Genomic DNA, 20,965 nt, shown 5'->3' on the forward strand with positions numbered 1-20,965 from the left:
CTGCCTGGGCGCATGTCGTATGGCAGGTTTTCGTGGGTGTTGCCACCTTAGAGGGGTAGTTACACGTCGCTGATGATCTGGTCGTAGAAGTCGACGAATCGCTCGCGACCTTCGGGGGTGCTACGGGCCTCGATCGCACTGCGTGGGTGCTGGTTCAGTTGGCCGGTGATGTTGTACTGAACGTGCGGCCCCCAATCAACCTGTTTGCGAAGCGGTTCGATGTATTTTTCCAGGAAGTGTAAGATCGGGCGTAGCTTGAACTTGGGATTGCGCAAGAACCCGATGAGCAGCTCCATCGGGCAGTTGCCGGCGCCTCGGCCCAGCCCCCCCATCGTGGCGTCTACGCGGTTCGCCCCGTGGATGATCGCCTCGATCGTGTTGGCAAAGGCCAACTGCTGATTGTTGTGCGCGTGAATGCCCACCTCGCGGCCCGATTCTTTCATGTATCCGAGGTACTGGCGAACCAGCCGCTCGATCTGCTCGGCGTAGAGGGAACCGAAACTGTCGACCACGACGATCACGTGGGCGGGGGATTCCGCGAGCAGTTCGAGAACCTGTTCGATTTCGACCTCGGTGGCGCGGGAAACGGCCATCAGGTTGGCGGAGACCTCGTATCCCTTGTCGACCGCATCCTTGATCATATCGACCGCCTCGGCGACCTGATGGGCGTAGAAGGCCACCCGGATCATGTCAAGAATGCTGTCCTTCTTGGGCAGAATGTCCGTCCTCCAGTCCGACTTTCCAGCGTCGGCCATCGCCGTCAGCTTCACCGGCCGATCCTGATCGTCGCCCAGCACGCGACGCAAGTCGTCTTCGTCGCAGAATTTCCAATCACCGAACTTGTCGCGGGCGAAGATCTTCTTCGACGCCTTGTACCCGACTTCCATGTAGTCGATTCCTGCCTCGACACAGGTGTCGTAACACGCCCGTACGAACTCGTCGGAAAAATGGTGATCGTTGACCAATCCGCCGTCGCGGATCGTGCAATCGAGAACTTTCAGTTCGGGGCGATAGGTAATCCAAGGGGCGGTCACGTGTTTTTCCCTCGCGGCAGGATCGGACGAATTGGAGGATTCAGGAACCATCACGAACGACTTCCGTCGACAAATCGATCGGTCGAAATCGAATACGTTACGGCCCGATAAACACACAATCGGACCGGGACATGGTGCCGGCTTGATTTACCGAACACCGGAATGAAAGACCCGGGCGCCGAACGGCACTCCGCCATTCGGCGCACACCGAAAATGCAATTGTGGATCGGGCGGCGCGGGATGTCAACGCTGCGAGCACCCGCACACGAATGCACGCAGCCGTGGGAAAACGCCGCGCGGATGGGACATCCCGGACCGCGACGTGCCGCTTTGAGGGAAATTACGAAAATGACGCAAACCGAAACGGGTTTGTTGTCTTGTTGCGGCAGGAGAAAGTTTGCGGTAAGTGATTGTTCTGTCTATACTTAAACCCGCCCCCGACGAACCTCGACACGATACCCGACGGCACGGCGTATCGGTGGAGTCGTACCGACGCCGTGTGAGACGGACAGTTCCTCCCCGACGAAAACGTATCGCCTTGGTCACGCCGGGCGACGACTTCTGTTCATCAGTCTTTATTGCCATGTTTTGATGCCAAGGGGGTTTGCCATGCGCAAGCAGTCGATGGGTTCCAATCGTCGCGAGTTCTTGAAGAAGACGTCGACGGCGGCCGCAGCAGCGACCGTAGCCGCCTCGTTGCCGCGGTTTTGTCACGCCGCCGAAGACAACTTGATCCGCATTGCCTTGGTGGGCTGCGGCGGCCGTGGAACGGGAGCGGCGGCCAACGCGTTGTCTACCGCCGGTCCCGTGAAACTGATCGCGATGGCCGACGTGTTCGATGATCGACTGCAATCGAGCCTGAAGGCGTTGAAGAATCGATTCGGCGACGAAAAGGTCGATGTGCCGCCGGAACGCCAATACTTGGGCTTCGATGCCTATCGCAAGGCGATCGATACCATTGAAGAAGGGGATCTCGTCCTGTTGACGACGCCCCCGGCCTTCCGGCCGTTGCACTTGGAATACGCCGTGGAACGCGGTCGCAACGTGTTCATGGAGAAATCGTTCGCCGTCGATGCACCCGGCGTGCGGCGCGTGCTGGCTGCCGGAAAGAAGGCCGCCGAGAAGAACCTGAAGATCGCCGGCGGGCTGATGAGCCGCCACTATCTGCCGCTGGAACAAATCATCCAGAAGATTCACGACGGTGCGATCGGCGACGTTGTGACCTTGTGGGCCTATCGCGAACACGGACCGGTCGGTTTCCGGTCGCGGCGTGAGGGCGAAAGCGAATTGGCCCATCAGATCCGCAACTACAGTTGTTTCACCTGGGTCAACGGCAGCTTCCTGCTCGACTGGCTCATCCATAACCTCGACGTATGCTGCTGGGTGAAAGGCCAGTGGCCGGTTTCGGCGCAGGGACAAGGCGGTCGTCAGGTCCGCGACGTGCCGGACCAACTGTTCGATCATTACGCCGTCGAGTACCGGTTCGCCGACGGAACCAAGCTTTTTGCCCAAGGCCGCCACATGGCCAATTGCTGGGGCTTTTTCGGGGACGTCATTCACGGCACCAAAGGCTCGGCCGTGTTGGGTGAGGGGATCACCGATCCGAAGCTCTACTCTGCTTGGGAGCAGACGAAGGAAACCGAGATTTGGCGGTACACCGGCGAACCGTGCAATCATTATCAGCGCGAGCACGATTTGCTGTTCGATGCCATCCGGCAAGACAAGCCGTACAACGAGACCGAACGATGCGCCTACGCCGCGATGGTCGGCATCCTCGGTCGCATGGCCGCCGAGTCGGGGAAGGAAGTGACCTGGGAAATGGCCATGAACAGCGATTTGGTCTTGGCTCCCGAGTTGGATAACTGGAAGAGCCTTGACGACCCGGCCCCCGTCCAGGCGGATGAAAACGGTCGGTATCCGATCGCCATGCCGGGATTCACCAAGGCCTTCTAGGTCGGCACGATCCGTCCAACCTTGAAGAGTCGTACCGCGAACTCAGACGACGTCGCAGGCGTTCTCGCTTGCGGCGTCGCTCGTTTTCGTGAGGAGAGGGGACCTCTGGCGAGGGAATCGCGCGGCCGCGGCATTGGCACACGCATTTTGCGCGTGCGTATAATGCATCGATGCCAATGTAAAACGAAGAACGCGCGGGGCTCGAAATACGCTGCGAGGAGCGGCAGGATGAGTTTCTTCAAAATCCTGGTTGCCGAAATCCTGTATCGGAAGGTCCAGTTTGCCATGAGCTTGGTCGCGGTAGTCGTCGCGGCCGGGCTATTCGTTGCCGGACCGTTGCTGGTCGATGCCTATCGGATGCAAACGCAGGCCGAAATCGGGAAATGGAAGGCTCAGTTGGGGGATTTGGAAAAAGGCGTCGGGCAGCTTCGCCAAAACATTGAGGCTTTCGAAGCCAAAACCAAGGCCGAGATGGCCGAGCTCGAAGAGAAAACCCGCAAGACGATGCGCGACTTGGGGTTCAACCTCATGATCACCCATCGCGATACGAACATGGCCGACTTTTGGGCCGAGGATTTCGCCTCGCACGATATGCCCGAAGAGTACGTCGAGAAGCTGGCCAACGCCGAGCAGTTGACGCTCGTGCGTCACTTGGTGGCGACGTTGCAGGCGAAGATCACATGGAATAACCGCAAGGTGTTGCTGGTCGGTTATCGGAGGGAGGTGCCGCAGGCCCATTTGTCGCCGGTCCAGCCGATGGGAAAACAAATCGAACCGGGAACCGTGTGGCTGGGGAGCGAAATCGGCCACGGTTTGAAAGAGGGCGACGAAACGGAAGTCCTCGGACGAAAATTCGTCATCGCCAAGATCATGCCGGAAACTGGCAGTAAAGAGGACATCACCATCGCCATGAACCTCAAAGACGCCCAAGAGGTTCTCGACAAACCGGGGCGGATCAATCAGATCTTGGCATTGGGATGTCACTGTGCTGGGGGGGCGCTGCCGTTGATTCGTGCACAGCTCGAGGCCGTCTTGCCCGACACCCGCATCGTCGAATACAAGACGCTCGCGCTTGCCCGCGAAGAACAGCGAACGGCCGTGGAGCAAAAGCAGCAGGCATTGCTGGCCGAAATGAAACGCAACCTGGCCGAGCGGGAGGAGGTTCTGCGCCAGCGGCGGAAAGTCGTCGAAGACATGGAACGTTCCAGGATGCAAATCTTGGCGGTCATGCAAACGTTGTCGGAAACGGTCACCCCCTTGGTCGTCTTGGGATGCGTCGTGTGGCTGGGACTGTTGGCGATGGCCAACGTCAAACAGCGGCAAACCGAGATCGGCATTCTCCGGGCGATCGGCAAGACCTCCCGCACGATTGCGGGCTTGTTCTTGGGGAAAGCAACGCTAGTCGGCGTTCTCGGCGCGATCGTCGGTGCGCCGTTGGGCTATCTGGCCGCCCAATGGTTGGGCTCGCAGGCGTTTTCTCTGAGTAGTGAGCTCTTTTCCAGTCCCTGGGACCTGTTCGCTGCGGCGATCGTGGGGGCGCCGGTCCTCTCGGCGTTGGCGGCCTACTGGCCGATGTTGGCCGCCATCCGGCAAGATCCGGCCGTCGTGTTGCGCGAGCCGTGATTCGAAAGCCGTTTCTCCAGGCTCAAGCCGTTTCGGCGGCTTCGGTGGACGCTTCCGTCGGGTTGGTGACGGGAATCGCCGACCAAACGCGGGCGAGGACCGACCCGGTGAACATGCAGCCGAAGGTGTACAGGGCACATGGAATCGCGACTTGCGGCTGATCGGGAAAGAGTCCCAAGGCCAGGGTCGTGCCTAGTCCGGCATTTTGCATACCGACCTCGAGCGTCAGCGCCCGACGCATGCCCTGATCGAGACGCATCACGCCGCCTGCCAAGAAACCCGCGAGGTATCCCGCGCCGTTCAGGGTGAGCAACGCGGCCGCCAAGGTTCCGGTGACGGCTTGCATGTTCTGCCGATTGACGCCGACGACGACGGCGATGATCCACAGGATCGTCACGTTCGCAACGATCGCCCCCAATCGATCAGCCCATTTCTCCCAGAGTGGCCATATTCGACTTAGTACGTAGCCGGTGACGACGGGCGCGACGACCATCCAAGCCAGGTCAAAGGCCGTCTTGCCGACCGGGAACGTGGTCACCCGGCCGACGGTCAAGTACATGACCGCGGGAACGACGGCCGGCGAAAGCAGTGTGGCGCTGGTCGTCAGACCGACGGAATAGCTCACGTTGCCGCGAGCCAAGAGCGTCAAGACGTTCGAGGCCATCGCGCCGGGGACGCATCCGGCCATCAAAATGCCGATCAACCAAGGGCCTTCGAGTCCGAACGCCCGGCCGCACACGTAGGCCAAAAGCGGCATCGAAAGATATTGGGTCGTCGTGCCCCCGAGTATCCGCGGCCAGCGGCGGAGAACCCCTCGGACTTCCTCCGGCGGCAAAAGGGAGCCGATCGCCAGCATCGTCACGGCGATCCAGTAGGGCAGGGAGGTCTTTCCCTGAACGAACGGGTCGAACGTCGTCGTGCCGATCAGGTTCGGCCACACGAAAGCCGTCAGGCAAAGCAACACGAGCCAGACCAGAAGGCCTTTTTCGAGCACGCTGCGTAACCCGGTGAAAAATCGATCGATAAAGGGCTGAGTTGTCATGGTTGCATCGTGAAGGGCGATCGTGCCGGGCGATTCGCCCGGGAAAAGCAGTTCGAGCATCTATCGGTTGGGGAACACGTGCCGATCCGGGCGGCGCGTCGGGCACCCATTGTAACCAGACGAGAGACGACGCCAAAACACGACCGCCGAGAACCGAGAAACGTCCGCGACGTTCGATTCAGTCTTTGACGCAATGCGAAACTCTGGCATACTGGGAAAAACGCGCAAAGATTGCGATCGTCGAGGCGGGACGCGTCGGACGGTTCCGTCTTCCGCACGGTCGATTCACGGAGGAGCGGCAGATCGATGCGACTTTTCTTCTCGGTCGGGGAACCCAGCGGTGATCAGCACGCCGCCGAACTGATTCGCGCATTGCAATCGCGCGATCCCGAGATCATCACCGAAGGCTACGGCGGTCCGCGGATGGCCGAGGCCGGATGTCGCCTGCACGAAGACTTGACCGAGCGGGCGATCATGTGGTTTCGCCGGGCGCTGGGCGGATTGAGCTATTACGTGGGGCTGTATCGTCGGGCCGTCGAGCATTTCCGCCGAAATCGGCCGGACGGTGTCGTCCTCGTCGACTATCCCGGCTTCAATTGGTGGATGGCCAAGGCTGCGCATCGTGAAGGAATCCCGGTCTTCTATTTCGTGCCGCCGCAGATTTGGGCCTGGGGATGCGGCCGGGTCAAGAAAATGCGGCGCTATGTCGACCATGTGCTGTGCTGTTTGCCGTTCGAGCAGCCGTGGTTCGCCGAGCGGGGGTGTCGGGCCGTTTATGTGGGCCATCCCTTCTTCGACGAAGCCGCTCGGACCGAGGAAACGACCGATCGAGAAGACGTTTCGCTCCGCCGCGACGGGCGGCCGTTGGTCGTGCTGTTGCCCGGCTCGCGGGATCAGGAGGTCGATGCAAACATCGGCGACATGCTGCAAACGGCGGTGAAAACGGCCGCGAAAGTCGAACGCGTACGATTCGCCGTCGCCGCGTTCAAGCCGAGTCAGGCCGCACGCATCGAGGCCCGCGTGCAAGATGTGCCCGTGCCTGTGGAGGTCTACAGCGGCCGGACTCCCGAGCTCATTCGGGCGGCCGACTGTTGCTTGGCGGTTTCGGGATCGGTCTCATTGGAACTGCTATACCATGAGAAGCCGACGATCATCCTCTATCGCATCAGCCGACCGGCATTTTGGGTTCAGGAGCAGTTCCGTAAGGTCAAGTACATCACACTGGTCAATCTGTTGGCGGCGAAGGAGCTGTATCCGAGAGATCTGCGGTTGTACGAACGAGGACGCCCCGATTGTGCCGACGCCGTTTTTCCGGAATACTTGACCTGGCGAGACCGAAGCGACGACATGGCCGAACAACTCGCCGAATGGCTCCTCGATCCCGAAGCCAGAATGGCCGTCGTCGAGCGGTTGCGGGCGTTGAAGGCCCGCCTCGATTGGTACGGGGCAGCAGGAAGAGCCGCAGAATACATCCTTGAACATGCGGCAGTCGGCAACGCTGTGACCGGGAACGGTAAACCCCACTTTGTTTCGGAATCGGAAACGAAAGCCGTTACCCGAAGGTGACAAGCGTTCGCTCCTTGGAAACGACTGCTACCTTACGGCGCGAGACCGACGATACCGTGATAGGAAACGAACCTCCGGACACCGGCTACGACTTGTACTTTTCGATCGCAGGTGTGCCCGTGCGGGTGCATCCTTTTTTCTGGCTGGTTGCCGTGTTGTTGGGGATGAATGCCAGCGATTTGTTCGGTTTGCTGGCGTGGATCGCGGCGATGTTTCTGGCCGTGTTGGTCCACGAATTGGGCCACGCCTGGGCCATGCGCTGGTACGGTCATGCCCCCAGCATCATGTTGTACGGCCTAGGGGGCTTGACGCGGTTTGGTCCGCGGGTCGACACACGCGCACCGCGGCCCACCGTTGCCGGACGGGTGTTCATCTCGTTTGCCGGTCCCGCGGCGGGATTCACCTTCGCCGCCGTGGTGACGGCTGCCGCACTAGCCGCCGGATATCGTCCCGATGTCTTCTTGGGATTGCCTTACGGTGTCATGATCGTCGTGCAAGGGATTTCCTCGCCGTTCGTGCTCATGTTCGTCAACTACCTGTTGTTCGTGAACGTGGCCTGGGGGCTATTGAACCTGATGCCGATCATTCCGTTGGACGGTGGTCAGATTTTGCGCGAGCTGCTCGTGGCGTGGGATCCATGGAACGGCTTACGTAAGGCGTTTGCCGTCTCGACCGCAACGGCCGTCTGTTTGGCTGTCTTGTTCGTGCTGTCGGGGCAGTGGTTCATCGCGATCTTGTTCGGTTACTTGGCCTTCAGCGGCTTTCAGCAGAGCCGTTTCTAGGGTGGTTCGATACGATCAGACGTGCGCAGGGCCAACCGGCCGAATTTCGCGCGCAGAAGGATTGAAATTTCTTCAAGATAACTTAATATTTCGGCAGACATTCTTATGTGCGACATGCGTACTCTTGAAGTGTCGTGAGACGGACATCACGTGGTGGCCATCCCGGCAGAGGTTCAATGTTCCAAAGCGTCTGTCGGGTTGATCATAGCCGGTTGCCTAGCTAGGCGAGAGTGCAAGACGACGAGATCAGGTGGCCGTTTCTAAGCCCCGGCGGTGACGGTACCGGAAATCGAATCGTTTGGGACGGATTTCCCCCCGCATCGATCGATGGGGCGTTGGCTTCGAAGGTCGAAGCCGTCTCGTCGTTGATCCATTGGACGGAGGACGTGTCGTGGCTAAGAAGAAGGCAGCAAAAACGGCGAAGAAGGTAGCGAAAAAGGTAGCGAAGAAGACTACCAAGAAAGCTACCAAGAAAGCTACCAAGAAATGCGGCACGAAGAAGGCAACCAAGAAGTGCGGCACGAAGAAAGCCGCAAAGAAAACCGCCAAGAAAAAGACTGCCAAGAAGACTGCTAAGAAGACTGCTAAGAAGGAAACTGCTGAGTAGACAGCTGGCTAGTCCGGCGGTTGCGCTCGGTGAGCGACGGGATCCGTTCGCTGCCGCATCCGACACGCTTACAAGCAGACACGACGAGAAAGGACCGGTCGTCGACCGGTCCTAACTTTTTTGGTATTCGTTCCTCGCTTCAGACGCGTCGATAACAGGGAGCGCCGTTCGGTAGTTGCCGTTTCTTTCACGATTCGTCGATAAGGGCCGGTTTGCGGTCACTGCCGTCGCCGTATCGCGGTTCGTGAAGCGTGAACGTAGCCGCTCCGGCTGCCAAGATCACCAGAATCGCCAGCGAGAATACCGGCACAAACCCCCACTGATCGACGGCCCAACCGACCAGCGGCGAAAGAAACAGCGGTGCCAAAAGCGCCAATTGGACGGCCGCCAAGTACCGTGGATGGTGTTCCGGCGGTGCCAGTTCCAGCGCGTAATTGAAACCGACGCGGAGGCCCAGCGGCGGAATCCCCAGCGGTATGAACACGAGCCAGAACGCGCGGGCGGCGATCGAGCCGGGCAGCCAGGTCAAGAGAACGGCAAACATCGGTGCCGCTGCGGCGCCGAAGATCAACAGTCGCAACGTCAATCGGTTGCCTCGCCGGTCGGCCGTCGGCCCCACCAACGTGCTGAGCAGGCCTACGCTGATACTCTGAACGACGATCCAGACGACGCGATCGCTGCCGCCGAGTCCCCACGCTTGACGTGCCAGGGCTTGATAGTGGGGGATCAACACGAACGTCACGCTGAACAGCACGGTGACCAGCATCAATCGCCGCAAGGCCGCATCGCTCCGAACGGTTTGCCACAAGACGTCGACGGCCAGGCTTCGCGTAGCGGGCTCATGTCGGGACGGTGATTTCGGCTCGGCCAGGGCGGGAACGACGAATCCCGAGATCGCGAAGATGCCTGCGGCCGCGGCGAACACGGCCGTGTAATTCGGGCCTGCGGCGTCCAGCCAGCGAGGCAGAAAGATCAACGCGGCCGCCACCGCGGGAATCGTTCCCCAAAACGTCGACAACGTGAGCAGTTTGCCCCGCCGTTCGGCGTGAATCAGTTTTCCTTGGATCGTACCGAACAGCACGAGGTACAAACCGTTCAAAGCAGCGAACAAAAAGTAGAGTCCCAAGAAGATGATCGCCGCATAGGGGGTGCCCTCCGAGGCCTTCGGATGAAGCCAACCGGCAATCAAGAAAGGAAGGCCTAGGCTCACCGTGATGATTCCGAGAAGAAATTTCTTTCGCGGCAGGCGTTCCACGGCACCGGTGAAAAACAGGGGCACGACCCCTTGTCCCACGCGGCTGAGAATCGGCAGGAAGCCGCGAAACACGCCGGCATTCGCGCCCGCGATGAAATCCAGAAACCCGGGAACGATGACGCTTTCGGTCTTGAACAGCCAGGCGATGCGAAAGAGGATCTGGTGGACCGCCAGTAGCCCCAAGTTTCGCGTGGAATGTTCGGGCGTTGCAGTACCAGGCGACGATGCTTCGGCAGAAGGTGACGGTGTGCGGGACATGACTCCCAATATAGTCGATGCGTCCGCGTTCGACGACAACCGCATCGTGGGAACCCATTCCCACTTTCGGCCGGCCTCGCACTGGAAGAAGCGGTTTCTTGCCGTAACCAGGCTGCTCTTTCTCTACATCTGACAATCGTCCGCAGATCGTAAAACAGGATGCGCAACGGCTGCTAGATGCGTTCTCCGTCGTCGATGCCCCGCGCGGCCAACAACATCGAAAGGTAGCTGCGGCGCTCTTGGCGAGACAAGCCCAGCCGGGCGGCCAGATCGGCCAGGACGCGCTTGGCCTCGTCGAAACGTGTATCGTCGGTCACGATCTCGATCTCGGCGAAGCGGCCGACCTCGGCGACCTCGTCGAGCGAGATTTCGACGGGAAAACCGGCTGTTTCAAAGCGAAACTTGGCACGCCGTTTCTTTACCGAGGCGACGGGCCGGAATCCCAACCGCTCCAGCAATTCCCGCCATTGCGAGGCCGACTCGGCACCGTCGGCGAGGGGCAATTCCAGCTCGTGCCGGGTTTTTGTTTCGGCGTCGATTTTCGGCCCCTTGTACGTGATGCGGTTACGCTCGCCGATGCGGCGCAAACGCAAAGTCTCGTCCGTCCGGCGGAAGTCGCGGGCCGGGTGGGCGAAGTATAAATCTTCTTCTTCGCGAACCTCGTCGGGGGCGATCGCCGCCGAAGCTCTGCCGGTCGTTTCTGAGACCACCGCTGTGACCGCGGCTTCCAGGGCCGGCCAATCGTCGACGTAAAACTTTTGCTCGACTTCCAGTTGCATGAGCTGCCTGCTTCGAATCGGCGTGTTGAACGTGGCTTGGCCTTCGATCATGCGCGAGGATAACGCCCGAACTCGTATGCCGCGTCAAGCATGGCGACGATGTGGGACGGTTCCACGTCGGCCAAGATGTTGTGGACTTGTTGGAAGACGAACCCGCCGCCGGGGGCCAAGACGTCGATCTGCCCTCGCACGTGTTCGCGGATTTCTTCCGGCGTGCTTTGCGTGAGAATCCGGTGGGTGTCGCACCCGCCGCCCCAGAAGGTGATGCGATCACCGAAGCGTTTCTTGAGCTCGGCCGGGGCCATCCCCTTGCACGAGATTTGGACCGGATTGACGGCATCGAGGCCCGCGTCGATCAGATCGTCGAGCAGTTCGGCGATGCCGCCGCAGGAATGAAGCATGACTTTGACGTCCGCCAGTTCCTTCGCCCGTTGCCACAGTTTCGCGTGCCGGGGTTTGAACAACTCGCGGTACATCTTGGGAGAAATCTGCGGGCCGGACTGCATTCCGAGGTCGTCGCCGAAGACGATGATGTCGATCACATCGCCCACGGCTTCAAGGTACTTTTCGAGATTGTGGAGATGCAATTCCACGAGGGCATCGAGGACGCGCTCTGCCCGTTCCGGCTCGCCGGCCAGCACCATGTACGCGTAGTCGTTGCGGAACAAAAACTGCATACACTCGAGCAGGTTACCGCCGAAGAGGCCGAGGATCGCCCGGTCGGTCTTTTGCCGGAGGGCGACCGCCCCTTCACGCAACACGCGGTCGCCGTCGGGGCCCGAGACCAGCGGTCCCGGGGGGCTGGGCGCGCCGACCCAGATTGTTTCTGCAAGATCTTCGGCGATTCGGCTCAGGTCTTCCTCGTGTTCGACGTAGGGCCAGTAGCATTGCTCGAAGTAAATGGCACCGTCCGGCATGCGACCGATGACGCGCCCGGAAGGGGATCGCAACACCCATTGGCCTTCCGCCCGTTCGGGAGCACACCAGCGCGGCATTTGGCACGGCGTACCGTCGGGCAGCACCCAGTCGACCCAGTCGTCGTCCGACAAGGCGAATCCGCGGCCCAGTTCGATCGTATCGACGTGGAAGCGGTCCAATACGTCGTCGTCGATGATCGCCAGTTGTTGGACCGGGTCGTACACGCGGATCGGGCGTTCGGGTAAACCGAGGTGTTTGCGCAATTTGGCGTAGGCCATTGCCGCGATTCCCGACGACCGGTGGCCTCCCAGGTCGATCGGTACGCGGTCCGGTTCGCGATGTTCCAAGGCGGCCAGTACGCGTTCACGTCCCGTCATGGTGATCGTCTCCCTCGGATGTTCCTCGAAATCGCTCGGTTCATCGTCCTTGTGGGATCGGAAGCCCCATCAGTTGCATGAGCAGCTTGATGTCTTCCCAGGTATCTTTCTTGGCTTTTGGATTTCGCAGCAGATAGGCCGGATGGTACGTGCACACGACTTGAGCATCCTCGTATCGGTGCACCTTGCCGCGTAGTTTTCCGATACTCAGCGTGGTATCGAGCAAATGTCGAGCGGCGACGGAGCCCAGGCAGCAGATGTATTTCGGCTGAACGATTGCGAGTTGTGCGTCGAGCCACTGGCGGCAGTTGCGGGCCTCGTCGTCGGTCGGATTGCGGTTGCCCGGCGGCCGACAGCGAAGAATGTTGCAAATGTAGATGTCTTCGCGTTTCAAGCCCATTCCTTTTTGGATGATGTCGGTAAGAAGTCGCCCGGCACGTCCGACGAACGGTTCGCCTTGTTTGTCTTCGTCGGCACCCGGCGCTTCACCCAGAAACAGCAGCGAGGAATAGGGATTTCCCGTTCCGAACACCGTTTGCGTTCGGTTCCGGACCAACTCGGGGCATCGCTCGCACTTGGCGACCTCGGCAGCTACTTGCTGCAACAACGCTTCGCGATTTTCTTCGGCAGCGGCAGGCGTGTCGGTTGGTTTCGAGGCACGTTGCGGCGACATGGCGGAGGTATCCTCGGGGCGAGCGGGCTCGGATGAAGACTTCGGCGCCGGGGCGGCCGTTGCCTGCACATCGCGCTTGCCGGCGTCGATGTCTGCTGTGGGCGCAGGGCGAGGCAAATGTGTGATGCCGGCGAAATGGAGCGATGCCGCGTACTGTTCCACGGCACGCAACAACCGGCGTTGTGAGCGGTCCGCAGGCTCGGTCATGACGCAATGCTTTCGCTGTCGAATAGGTGCTTCAAAAACGAAAACGACGCGGCGTCAACGTAGCGGATCCAAGCCCAGCAAGCGGCGCAGTAATCCGATTTGCCCGGCGTGTACCATTTCGTGTTGTGCACAGAAGAGCAAGGCCCCCAGCTTCGTGTCGTAGACGGCGAACGGCTCGGGTACCGACTGCTCGAAATGTTCCGCCGGATAGGCTTCCAACTCCTGCATCGCTTGTTGGTGCACGGCATGCAGCACGCGTCGGATTTCCTCCGCTGTGGGATTGGCCGCCGGATCCGGATCGGGTTTCGAGTCTTTGCCGAATCGCTTCAACCAGTCGCCGGGAAGGATGTCCCGGTCTTCCGGTTCGGGGCCCCGCTGACGAAACATGCACAGCGCGTATTCGGCCACAGCCAAATGGGCCGCTTGCCACGCCACGTGGGTTTCCGCTCCGGCGGGCATTTCGCACCATCGATCTTCGGGAATCGAATCGAGCAGGGCGAGACTATATTGGCGGGCGAAGGCGATTTGCCGAATCGCCAAACGGGCATTCGTGTCCGTCTGCTGCACATCGGCGCCTACATGATCGAAGATCTTCATCGTGACGGTTTCCATTCGGTTGAAGAAAGGCAACGGTTCGTTCGGCACATCGAACAGGGATCGGGGGCGAGAATAGACACGCGACGCCGGTCCGGATCGGATGTGCGCTGCTGATGATTGTAGCCGTTACAGCGAGCCGACGCAGCCCTTTGCCGTCCGCCGATGCGGGAAGGTCGCCGACCTGCGCGAAACAGAAAAGCAACCCGCGTCTCGGCCGCAGACGCCGCCCGTTTTCAAAACGGCCAAACCCAAGGGGTGATGACAAGCGTGATGGCCATCACCAAGAGGCTCATCGGAATTCCGACGATGAGAAAGTCGCGAAAACGATAGTTGCCCGCCCCGTACACCATCAGGTTTGTTTGATATCCCAACGGTGTGGCAAACGACGCCGAAGCCGCAATCATGACGGCAATCAAGAACGGCAGCGGGCTTGCATTCAACTCGGAGGCGGTCGCCATGGCGAACGGGAACATCAGTGCCGCGGCCGCATTGTTGGTGACCAGCTCGGTCATGATGGCCGTCAGCACGTACACCAAGGCCAGGGCAAGGTGCGGATTGTCGGAGGCCAGCGACGTGACGGCTGACGAAACCGCATGGGCCGCTCCGGTCGCTTCGAGCGCCTTGCCCAGCCCGAACGCAGCGGCGATTGCCAAAAGCAGGCGAAAATCGATGTTGCGTCGCGCTTCTTCGAGCGTGCAGCAGCGGGTCAACAGCATCAACACGGCGGCCAGCACAGCCCCTTTGAACATCGTGATTTGTCCGAAATCGAGATGCCACGAACCCAACACGATGCCGATGTTGCCCACCGTTTGGCTGAGGGTGACCAGCACGACCATCGCACCCAAGATGGCAAAGGCGGTCACGGCTCGCTCGAAACGCGGCGGGTTCGAATCTTGGATGCGGGAGACGACATAAAAATCGTCGTTGTAGCGATGCTTTTCATAGAACGAGGGATGCGCTTCCAACAGGAGCGTATCGCCCGCTTGAAGAACGACGTCGCCGATCTTGCCCTCGACCCGTTCGCCCCGACGGGCGACCGCCAGAATGACGGCATCGTATCGGCTGCGGAAGCGACCGTCCCGGACGGTCAATCGTTTTTCGACCAGGGGGCATTTGCCGCTGACGGTCACTTCGATCAGGCACCGTTCCGAACGGGGGGCATCGAGCCGGAATACCTGGTGTGTGGCGGGGACCAGTCCGCGGATCCGCTGCAAGTCGCGAATGTCGCGGATATTGCCGGTAAACAGCAAATGGTCGTTGCCTCGCAAGGTGAAGTTCGGATCGGAAGGCACCGCCTGACCGTCGCGATAGACATCCGCCAGGTACACGCCCGACAGGTGCCGCAACCCGGCCTCGGCGATCGTCTTGCCGACGAGCGGACCGCCGGCTTCGACGAGCATTTCGATCGTGTATTCCCGCGGGTCACCGGCGATCGACTTGTTCTCGGCCCGCTCGGGAAGTAAGTAGCGATGCGTCAACAGCAGGAAAGCGATTCCCGCAATGGTGATCGGGACGCCGACCCATGCGATCTCGAACAGCGAAAAGCCGCGCGGCAGCGCCGCACCGCCGACGTGGGCGTCGGCCGCTTCGATCAGCAGCCCGTTGACCACCAGGTTCGTGCTGGTGCCGATGATTGTACACGTGCCGCCGAGAATGGCCGCGTAGCTGAGCGGGATCATCAGTTTCGAGACGGGAACTTGTCGCTTGCGGGCCCAGTCACGCACGGCCGGAATCAACATGGCTACCAGGGGGGTGTTGTTCACCAAGGCGCTGAAGAAGGCGGTAGGGATCATGATGCGTGCAAGGACGATCGGCAACTTGGCCGAGGCGCCCATGATCCGGTCGGCAATCCACACGACGGCCCCGGTTTCTTTGATGCCCGCCCCCACGATGAACAACACGGCAATCGTCATCATGCCTTCGTTGGAGAACCCGACCAAGGCTTGTGAAGCGTCGATCGTGCCCGTCACGAACAAGACGGCCAGCGCAGCAAGCAAGATCCTTTCCGGCGAGATGCGTGTCGCCAGAAGGGTGACAAACACCCCCAAAATGACGAGCAGTGCAAACAGGGCGGCAGGTTCCATGATGCCGTTTCGATCCGTGCGAAGTCGGCGTTAATGCCGGAAATAAACTGCGCTTACGGTCAAGCATAGTTTGCGGCTGAGAGGCCCGGTAGGGCAAACCGAGGAACATTGCGTTCACCCTCACCCATTGTGGTGGGTGGAAGGAGAATCGTCCCGGTGTTCGCCTATCATACCAGGCTTGCGGTCATATGTAAACTGAAGTTATTAACTTGCTAAAGAATGCGCGGGTGACTGCGGCCGGGTGAAAAATCGCGAAAGACGTCTTCTCGTTCTTTGCCGAGCCCGTTTTCTCCGTCGATTCGGCTCGCGACGGCACAATCGCCGAGTACAATCGAGCCGCCGGTGTGGGGCTGCCGGAAATGGGATCATACGGCTTGCCCGCCGAGTTTCCCCGGAGCACGATCAACCGATACGAATTCGCTGTCACACGAAGCGAGGGGAGAAAGAAGATGTTTGCGACCGCCTGTATGTTGATTGCCTTGACCACCGCTGCCGTGCCGGAGAAGGGGATCGATTTGATTCCGAAGCAACTGCCGAACGGCGAGTTGCCCGGCTGGAAATGGTTCTGTGAAGAAGCCGATTGCCCGATCGGCGATGTCTGGAAGCTTGAAGACGGTGTTTTACATTGCAAGGGAACGCCGCGGGGCTACCTGTATACCGAAAAGGATTACACCGATTTCATCCTCGAGTTGGAATGGCGCTGGCCGAAGGATCGGCCCGGCAACGGAGGGGTGTTGCTGCGCACGACCGGTCCGCACCAGATCTGGCCGCGATGCCTGGAGGCACAAATCAACGCCGACAATGCAGGCGACTTTTGGACAATCGGCGGTTATCAAGTGAAGGGAGAACATCTACGCCGAAAGACGGTCGAACATGCCGTCTTTGGAACGCTTGTGAACCTGGTCAAGGCCGCGCACGCCGAGAAGCCGGTCGGTGAATGGAATCACTATCGCATCGTCGCCGAGGGCGACACGGTCACCCTGTGGGTCAACGGCAAAAAAGTGAATTGCGCGACCGGTTGTGAAGTGCTGCCCGGCAAGATCTGCTTGACTGCCGAAGGCGATGAGATCGCCTTCCGCAACGTGCGATTGATTTCGCTCGAAAAGAAGACCGACTAGGCCTCCATCGCGGGTGAGGGCGTTTCACCGGCCGGGGACGCTGACGGCTTTCGTGAACGTTTCTCGCGGAAACCCGGGTGTTTCGACGGCAACGGTCGTTTCGACGCGAGTGCTGGGCGACTGCTGCGGGCATTCAATCCGGACGATTGCTTTTTCAAACGGTTTCAATGGACGCAACGGGGCCGTTCCCATCGGGACGGCCTCGCCTTTGCGCGAGACCGACAATTCGACGGCTGCACGCGGCGAGTCGATCTGGCCGAAGTTTTGGACTTCCACGTACGCCACGAGACGATCGCCTTCCCGTTCGAAGTGCGGCGCGAGGGGAGAGAGCAACGGTACCCGCTCGGTCTTCGTGGGAATGGCGGCCCATGCGTAGACGAGGTCGCCTCGGCGATCTTTCCCCAAGAGCTTTGCGGCAAAGTGTTCGTCGTTCAGGCCGGTATCGTCGGCGTGAAAGGTTAGGAGAACGCCGTCGTCGATAGGCTTCCAGGAGACCACGCGCGCACCGCCGCCGTAATTGACACGCTCCGACGCGCCGAACCGCAACGAATCGAAATCGAGGTCGCCGGCCGGACGAAAGCCCGGTTCGGCAAGGAGCTTGACGTGAATCGTGCGCGATGAAGCGTCGCCGGCAGAGGTTACGATGACCGCACGACGGGGGAGACGCATCGGCAGAACGATCGTTTTCGAGTTGTGTTCGTCGTTCGGTTGGTCGTCGGCCTTGGCCGTGTCGATGACGGCGAAGAAGGCGTGCGTGGGGCGGCCGTACTCGTCGAATAGGAACCGAAGACGTTCGAACTTGAACCAGTCCGAGACCGTCCCGTCTTCGTAGCGGGCGATTCCCGGCGTGTAGGCTTCGCCCGGTTCGGTTTTCCAATGGAAACCGTCCTTGGACCGCAGATAGTACGCGATACGGCCTTTCCAATCGTTCACAATGATGTGGTACTGGACCTCGTCTCGCCACAGGACGGGATCTTCGAAGATGCCTTCGACCTTGGGGTAGACCGGTTCGGCGCTCACGTTGTACCAATCTTCTTCGCCGTCGGGGCTCACCCAAATGTAGCCGCGACGCGAAACCGCAATGTACGATCCGTCACTTCGGCGCGCGAACGAGAAATTGACGTAGTTGGGGAAGACGTATCGCTGTCGCTTGTGAAAATCGTAGGTTCGGCGTTTCCAGGGGCCGTTGAGGTCGTCGGCGACGAAGTAGCGACCGTGAGTCGAGTAGACGACGTATTTGCCCGCCGCGCTGCGGTAAATCTCGGGGTTGTGCCCTTCGCCGAGTCGTTGCAGGACGGTGTACGGTCCGAACGGATCGTCGGCCGCGGCGTGGACGATTTCGGAATCGAAGTATCCGAAATGACCGTCGGGATGCGATTCGGGCCAACGCGACACGAACAAGTGATAGCGACCGTCATTGTCGCGGATGGGGCATCCGCCCCAGTATGACCAGCTCGGATCTTCGATTCCGTTGCGTATGTCGCGAGGTTTGACGTTGTCACCACCCCAGGTGCGGTCGGTCAACGTGTTGCGAACGGGCATCGGTTGGTACAAGTCTTTGAACTGACCGCCGAAGACGAGCCGGTCCCATTCCGGGGGCCGCGAACGTTCGACGACTTGAGCATCGACCGTCGGCGGCATCGCGGCGAGCACGATCGCAAACAATACGGCGGTCCCTCGCGGATGACCGAACGCCGAGAACAAAGCCGGCCCGAGTAGGCGAAAAGCGGTGTTGCGCATGGTCTCATTGAGCAACGAGTGCGGGATTCAATTCCGACGAATCATCTCACGAGAGGGATCGTGAAGTCGAAGCCGTCGAGATCGTATTGCAGATCGATCGTTCTCCAGACGGGCGTTCGCGTGGGCGCCTCGGGGTGAATGACGCGAACCGTCCGCAGGCCGCCGGGGAGCCCCTCGAGCACGTAACGTCCTTGGGCGTTCGTGGTCGTGAATCGCGTTCGACCCGTTTCGACGACGGCTTTCGGCAACGGTGTGCCGGTGGTATCGACAACACGCCCCGACAAAGTGAATGTGCCGGGCTTGCTCTTGCGCACGCTGTCGAACCAGCGGAAAACCCGATTCGCATACTCGGAATCGTACAACAGCCACTTGTCGGTATGCGGATGCGGAACGTCGTCGTTGGGGATGCCGGGGATGATCGATTCGATGGGCACCGACAGTAACGTGAATTCGCCGTACCCGCGGCGGCCGTTTTCGTCCAGATATTCGGCAATCGCCGCGAGGGAACCGTGTTGCGTGACGAGTTCGGCCCGTCCTCGCAATCGCCGTAGACGCTCGTCCGATTGCCGTCGCAGCGTTTCCAGCGACATCGCATCTTTCCAGAAGTTGCGCACACCGTCCAAGCCGTCGTGGGCGAAGAAGCCCAGCCATACGTCGGCGACTTCGTCGTCGTACAGCCCGAGGTAGTTTGTTGCGATCCCGCCGCGAGAAAATCCGCAAAGGAAGATTTCGGCCGGATTGCCGCCGTAGCGCTCACACACGCGGCGAATGTTTGTCAGCGCGTAGTCGATCGTCTCGCGTTCCGAGCCCCACCAGCGGATGACGGATCGATCGCCCTCCACATACGGCATGACCAGCCAGATCGCGCCGATGTGCGCGGCGATCGCGTAGCCCAGGTTGGCGTCCTTCACTTCGCCGGTCGAGCCCGAAAGCGGAAAGTAGTTGCCCGTGTACTCGACGACGACCGGATACGCCTCGCCCGGGCGGTGACCGGCCGGCAAGTACAACGAGTAGTAGACGTCGGTTCCCTCGTATTCCGGCGGCACGACCTTGACTCGTTTTCCGGGAGCGGGCGGGCCTTCTTCCAGCGGGGGGACATGCCGAACCGGTTCCGCACCGAAAGAAACGGCCGCCCACGCAACACCGACCACGAAGGCCGAAAGGCATCGCAGATGCACAGGTCGCATCATGAACGCTCCAGTACGAAATCGAAACGGTCGTCCGCTTCTTGATAGTGGGCGCAACGATCGGTCGCGCAACAATATCGAAAGATTGCAGGAAAACGGCGGTTGCTTTTTCCGGTTGCAGCAATAGGGCTCGGCCGAGAGGCTCCTGCGACGTGACAATGAAAAGCTCCGGCGGGCGGCTGATCGGCCGGACCGATTTCTCCAGGTCACTTCGGCCTTCCGGCGTCACCGTATACCTGAAGACCTTGCCGCCCGTTTTGACTTGCGACCGTTTCGCAACCTTCCTCGCGAAGCGGTAACCTTGGATCGTGGTGCAGAAACAGGTTTCTGCGCAACAAACCGACACCCGCGGTGCGGCTTTCAGTGCAGCGGTGCGCCGGGAAGCTTTTCTTGGACCGATCGATAGTAATCCCGCAGCTTCAAGCGTGAGGCGGCCGCCTCGTCCAAGATCGCCACCGTGTCGCGATGGAGCTGCAAAGCGCTGGCGGTGATCATGCTGGTGACCGGGCCTTCGATGGTCGCCGCGACGGCTTCGGCCTTGGCTTCGCCGGAGGCCAAGAAAATGATCTTTCGTGCTTCGAGCACCGTACCTACGCCCATCGTGATCGCGTAGGTCGGTTTTTCTTCGTCGGTGTCGAAAAACTCGTCCAGGGCGTCGAGCGTTTTCTGGGAGAGCGTCTTGATGCGGGTACGGGAACCGAGCGAGCTTCCCGGTTCGTTGAACCCGATGTGTCCGTCGGGGCCGACGCCCAAAATTTGCAGATCGATGCCGCCGCACTCGGTGATCCGCCGTTCGTACCACTCGCAAAATGCGCGATAGTTTGCCGTCGTGCCCGAAGGGATGTGGATGTTCTGCGGCAGGATGTTCACGAACTTGAAAAAGTGTTCGTGCATGAAATAGTGGTGGCTTTTCAAGTGATCCCGATCGAGCCCCACGAATTCGGCGAGGTTGAACGTCGTTACCCGCGAAAAATCGAGGTGTTCTTCGCGGTGCAGTCGCGCCAGCTCGGCGTACAGGCCCTTGTGCGTTTCGCCGGTTGCCAGGCCGAGGACGGCATCGGGCTTTTCGTTGAGCGTTTCGGCTACCAGTCGGGACGCCACACGGCTCATTGCATCGTAGTCGGGCGTGATGATGACTTCCATCGAAACGACTCCTGCTTTTGTT

At 60.2% G+C, this 20,965-nt stretch carries 18 protein-coding genes; 7 read left to right on the forward strand and 11 right to left on the reverse strand.

What is annotated here, in order from left to right; translation table 11 throughout:
* Positions 1-59 precede the first annotated feature (59 nt).
* On the reverse strand, positions 60-1,085 hold the full coding sequence (locus tag ACYQ2I_RS04785; protein WP_460165857.1) for an aldolase catalytic domain-containing protein: 1,026 nt from the start codon (positions 1,083-1,085) through the stop codon (positions 60-62).
* A 558-nt stretch (positions 1,086-1,643) separates the two neighbouring features.
* Between ACYQ2I_RS04785 and ACYQ2I_RS04790 the strand changes: the two genes are divergently transcribed.
* Both ACYQ2I_RS04790 and ACYQ2I_RS04795 read left to right on the forward strand, forming a co-directional pair.
* Positions 1,644-2,987, forward strand: a complete 1,344-nt coding sequence (locus tag ACYQ2I_RS04790; protein ID WP_460165858.1) for a Gfo/Idh/MocA family protein — start codon at positions 1,644-1,646, stop codon at positions 2,985-2,987.
* 228 nt (positions 2,988-3,215) lie between these two features.
* A complete protein-coding gene (locus ACYQ2I_RS04795; RefSeq protein ID WP_460165859.1) occupies positions 3,216-4,610 on the forward strand; it encodes an ABC transporter permease in 1,395 nt (464 codons plus the stop codon).
* Positions 4,611-4,632: 22 nt separating this feature from the next.
* Here the strand turns inward: ACYQ2I_RS04795 and ACYQ2I_RS04800 are convergent, their stop codons facing one another.
* A complete protein-coding gene (locus tag ACYQ2I_RS04800; protein ID WP_460165860.1) occupies positions 4,633-5,652 on the reverse strand; it encodes a bile acid:sodium symporter family protein in 1,020 nt (339 codons plus the stop codon).
* A 306-nt stretch (positions 5,653-5,958) separates the two neighbouring features.
* Here ACYQ2I_RS04800 and ACYQ2I_RS04805 point away from each other — a divergent pair, with 306 nt between their 5' ends.
* The 3 genes from ACYQ2I_RS04805 to ACYQ2I_RS04815 all read left to right on the forward strand — a co-directional run bounded on the left by ACYQ2I_RS04805 (position 5,959) and on the right by ACYQ2I_RS04815 (position 8,607).
* Positions 5,959-7,218, forward strand: coding sequence for a lipid-A-disaccharide synthase (locus ACYQ2I_RS04805; RefSeq protein WP_460165861.1), 1,260 nt, complete (start codon positions 5,959-5,961; stop codon positions 7,216-7,218).
* Between the two features lie 14 nt (positions 7,219-7,232).
* Positions 7,233-8,000: a site-2 protease family protein gene (locus ACYQ2I_RS04810; protein WP_460165862.1), complete on the forward strand. Its 768-nt coding sequence runs from the start codon at positions 7,233-7,235 to the stop codon at positions 7,998-8,000.
* 391 nt (positions 8,001-8,391) lie between these two features.
* Positions 8,392-8,607 (forward strand): hypothetical protein, encoded by a 216-nt coding sequence (locus tag ACYQ2I_RS04815; RefSeq protein WP_460165863.1) that lies wholly within the window; start codon positions 8,392-8,394, stop codon positions 8,605-8,607.
* Positions 8,608-8,794: 187 nt separating this feature from the next.
* Here ACYQ2I_RS04815 and ACYQ2I_RS04820 read toward each other — a convergent pair whose 3' ends face one another.
* Positions 8,795-10,120: an MFS transporter gene (locus ACYQ2I_RS04820; RefSeq protein WP_460165864.1), complete on the reverse strand. Its 1,326-nt coding sequence runs from the start codon at positions 10,118-10,120 to the stop codon at positions 8,795-8,797.
* Between ACYQ2I_RS04820 and ACYQ2I_RS04825 the strand changes: the two genes are divergently transcribed.
* Positions 10,119-10,253: a hypothetical protein gene (locus ACYQ2I_RS04825; RefSeq protein ID WP_460165865.1), complete on the forward strand. Its 135-nt coding sequence runs from the start codon at positions 10,119-10,121 to the stop codon at positions 10,251-10,253. The genes ACYQ2I_RS04820 and ACYQ2I_RS04825 overlap by 2 nt on opposite strands.
* Positions 10,254-10,293: 40 nt before the next feature.
* On the opposite strand, the gene cyaB is transcribed toward ACYQ2I_RS04825, so the two are convergent.
* The 5 genes from cyaB to ACYQ2I_RS04850 form a co-directional block, all read right to left on the reverse strand.
* A complete protein-coding gene (gene cyaB, locus ACYQ2I_RS04830) occupies positions 10,294-10,950 on the reverse strand; it encodes a class IV adenylate cyclase (RefSeq protein WP_460165866.1) in 657 nt (218 codons plus the stop codon).
* Positions 10,947-12,194: a uroporphyrinogen decarboxylase family protein gene (locus tag ACYQ2I_RS04835; protein ID WP_460165867.1), complete on the reverse strand. Its 1,248-nt coding sequence runs from the start codon at positions 12,192-12,194 to the stop codon at positions 10,947-10,949. Before ACYQ2I_RS04835 ends, cyaB begins: the two co-directional genes overlap by 4 nt.
* A 40-nt stretch (positions 12,195-12,234) precedes the next feature.
* Positions 12,235-13,074 carry a uracil-DNA glycosylase gene (locus tag ACYQ2I_RS04840; protein ID WP_460165868.1) on the reverse strand — a complete coding sequence of 280 codons (840 nt, stop codon included), beginning with the start codon at positions 13,072-13,074 and terminating at the stop codon, positions 12,235-12,237.
* A gap of 54 nt (positions 13,075-13,128) precedes the next feature.
* Positions 13,129-13,671, reverse strand: coding sequence for a DinB family protein (locus ACYQ2I_RS04845; RefSeq protein WP_460165869.1), 543 nt, complete (start codon positions 13,669-13,671; stop codon positions 13,129-13,131).
* Positions 13,672-13,904: 233 nt separating this feature from the next.
* A complete protein-coding gene (locus tag ACYQ2I_RS04850) occupies positions 13,905-15,755 on the reverse strand; it encodes an SLC13 family permease (RefSeq protein ID WP_460165870.1) in 1,851 nt (616 codons plus the stop codon).
* A 449-nt stretch (positions 15,756-16,204) separates the two neighbouring features.
* Here ACYQ2I_RS04850 and ACYQ2I_RS04855 point away from each other — a divergent pair, with 449 nt between their 5' ends.
* Complete coding sequence (locus ACYQ2I_RS04855; protein WP_460165871.1) at positions 16,205-16,873, forward strand: 3-keto-disaccharide hydrolase; 669 nt, start codon at positions 16,205-16,207, stop codon at positions 16,871-16,873.
* A gap of 24 nt (positions 16,874-16,897) precedes the next feature.
* Here ACYQ2I_RS04855 and ACYQ2I_RS04860 read toward each other — a convergent pair whose 3' ends face one another.
* The 3 genes from ACYQ2I_RS04860 to nagB all read right to left on the reverse strand — a co-directional run bounded on the left by ACYQ2I_RS04860 (position 16,898) and on the right by nagB (position 20,943).
* Entirely contained in the window at positions 16,898-18,613 is a 1,716-nt protein-coding gene (locus tag ACYQ2I_RS04860) for a glycoside hydrolase family protein (RefSeq protein WP_460165872.1), read from the reverse strand.
* A 41-nt stretch (positions 18,614-18,654) separates the two neighbouring features.
* Positions 18,655-19,803, reverse strand: coding sequence for a carboxypeptidase regulatory-like domain-containing protein (locus tag ACYQ2I_RS04865; RefSeq protein ID WP_460165873.1), 1,149 nt, complete (start codon positions 19,801-19,803; stop codon positions 18,655-18,657).
* A gap of 357 nt (positions 19,804-20,160) precedes the next feature.
* Positions 20,161-20,943, reverse strand: a complete 783-nt coding sequence (gene nagB / locus ACYQ2I_RS04870; protein ID WP_460165874.1) for a glucosamine-6-phosphate deaminase — start codon at positions 20,941-20,943, stop codon at positions 20,161-20,163.
* Positions 20,944-20,965 lie beyond the last annotated feature (22 nt).

Source organism: Thermostilla marina (assembly GCF_054657455.1).

Bases quoted from the DNA above. Each gene is read 5' to 3' on its own strand.
- ACYQ2I_RS04785 (WP_460165857.1), bottom strand. From the start codon at position 1,085: ATGGTTCCTGAATCCTCCAATTCGTCCGATCCTGCCGCGAGGGAAAAA.
- ACYQ2I_RS04790 (WP_460165858.1), top strand. From the start codon at position 1,644: ATGCGCAAGCAGTCGATGGGTTCCAATCGTCGCGAGTTCTTGAAGAAG.
- ACYQ2I_RS04795 (WP_460165859.1), top strand. From the start codon at position 3,216: ATGAGTTTCTTCAAAATCCTGGTTGCCGAAATCCTGTATCGGAAGGTC.
- ACYQ2I_RS04800 (WP_460165860.1), bottom strand. From the start codon at position 5,652: ATGACAACTCAGCCCTTTATCGATCGATTTTTCACCGGGTTACGCAGC.
- ACYQ2I_RS04805 (WP_460165861.1), top strand. From the start codon at position 5,959: ATGCGACTTTTCTTCTCGGTCGGGGAACCCAGCGGTGATCAGCACGCC.
- ACYQ2I_RS04825 (WP_460165865.1), top strand. From the start codon at position 10,119: ATGACTCCCAATATAGTCGATGCGTCCGCGTTCGACGACAACCGCATC.
- ACYQ2I_RS04820 (WP_460165864.1), bottom strand. From the start codon at position 10,120: ATGTCCCGCACACCGTCACCTTCTGCCGAAGCATCGTCGCCTGGTACT.
- cyaB (WP_460165866.1), bottom strand. From the start codon at position 10,950: ATGATCGAAGGCCAAGCCACGTTCAACACGCCGATTCGAAGCAGGCAG.
- ACYQ2I_RS04835 (WP_460165867.1), bottom strand. From the start codon at position 12,194: ATGACGGGACGTGAACGCGTACTGGCCGCCTTGGAACATCGCGAACCG.
- ACYQ2I_RS04840 (WP_460165868.1), bottom strand. From the start codon at position 13,074: ATGACCGAGCCTGCGGACCGCTCACAACGCCGGTTGTTGCGTGCCGTG.
- ACYQ2I_RS04845 (WP_460165869.1), bottom strand. From the start codon at position 13,671: ATGAAGATCTTCGATCATGTAGGCGCCGATGTGCAGCAGACGGACACG.
- ACYQ2I_RS04850 (WP_460165870.1), bottom strand. From the start codon at position 15,755: ATGGAACCTGCCGCCCTGTTTGCACTGCTCGTCATTTTGGGGGTGTTT.
- ACYQ2I_RS04855 (WP_460165871.1), top strand. From the start codon at position 16,205: ATGTTTGCGACCGCCTGTATGTTGATTGCCTTGACCACCGCTGCCGTG.
- ACYQ2I_RS04860 (WP_460165872.1), bottom strand. From the start codon at position 18,613: ATGCGCAACACCGCTTTTCGCCTACTCGGGCCGGCTTTGTTCTCGGCG.
- ACYQ2I_RS04865 (WP_460165873.1), bottom strand. From the start codon at position 19,803: ATGATGCGACCTGTGCATCTGCGATGCCTTTCGGCCTTCGTGGTCGGT.
- nagB (WP_460165874.1), bottom strand. From the start codon at position 20,943: ATGGAAGTCATCATCACGCCCGACTACGATGCAATGAGCCGTGTGGCG.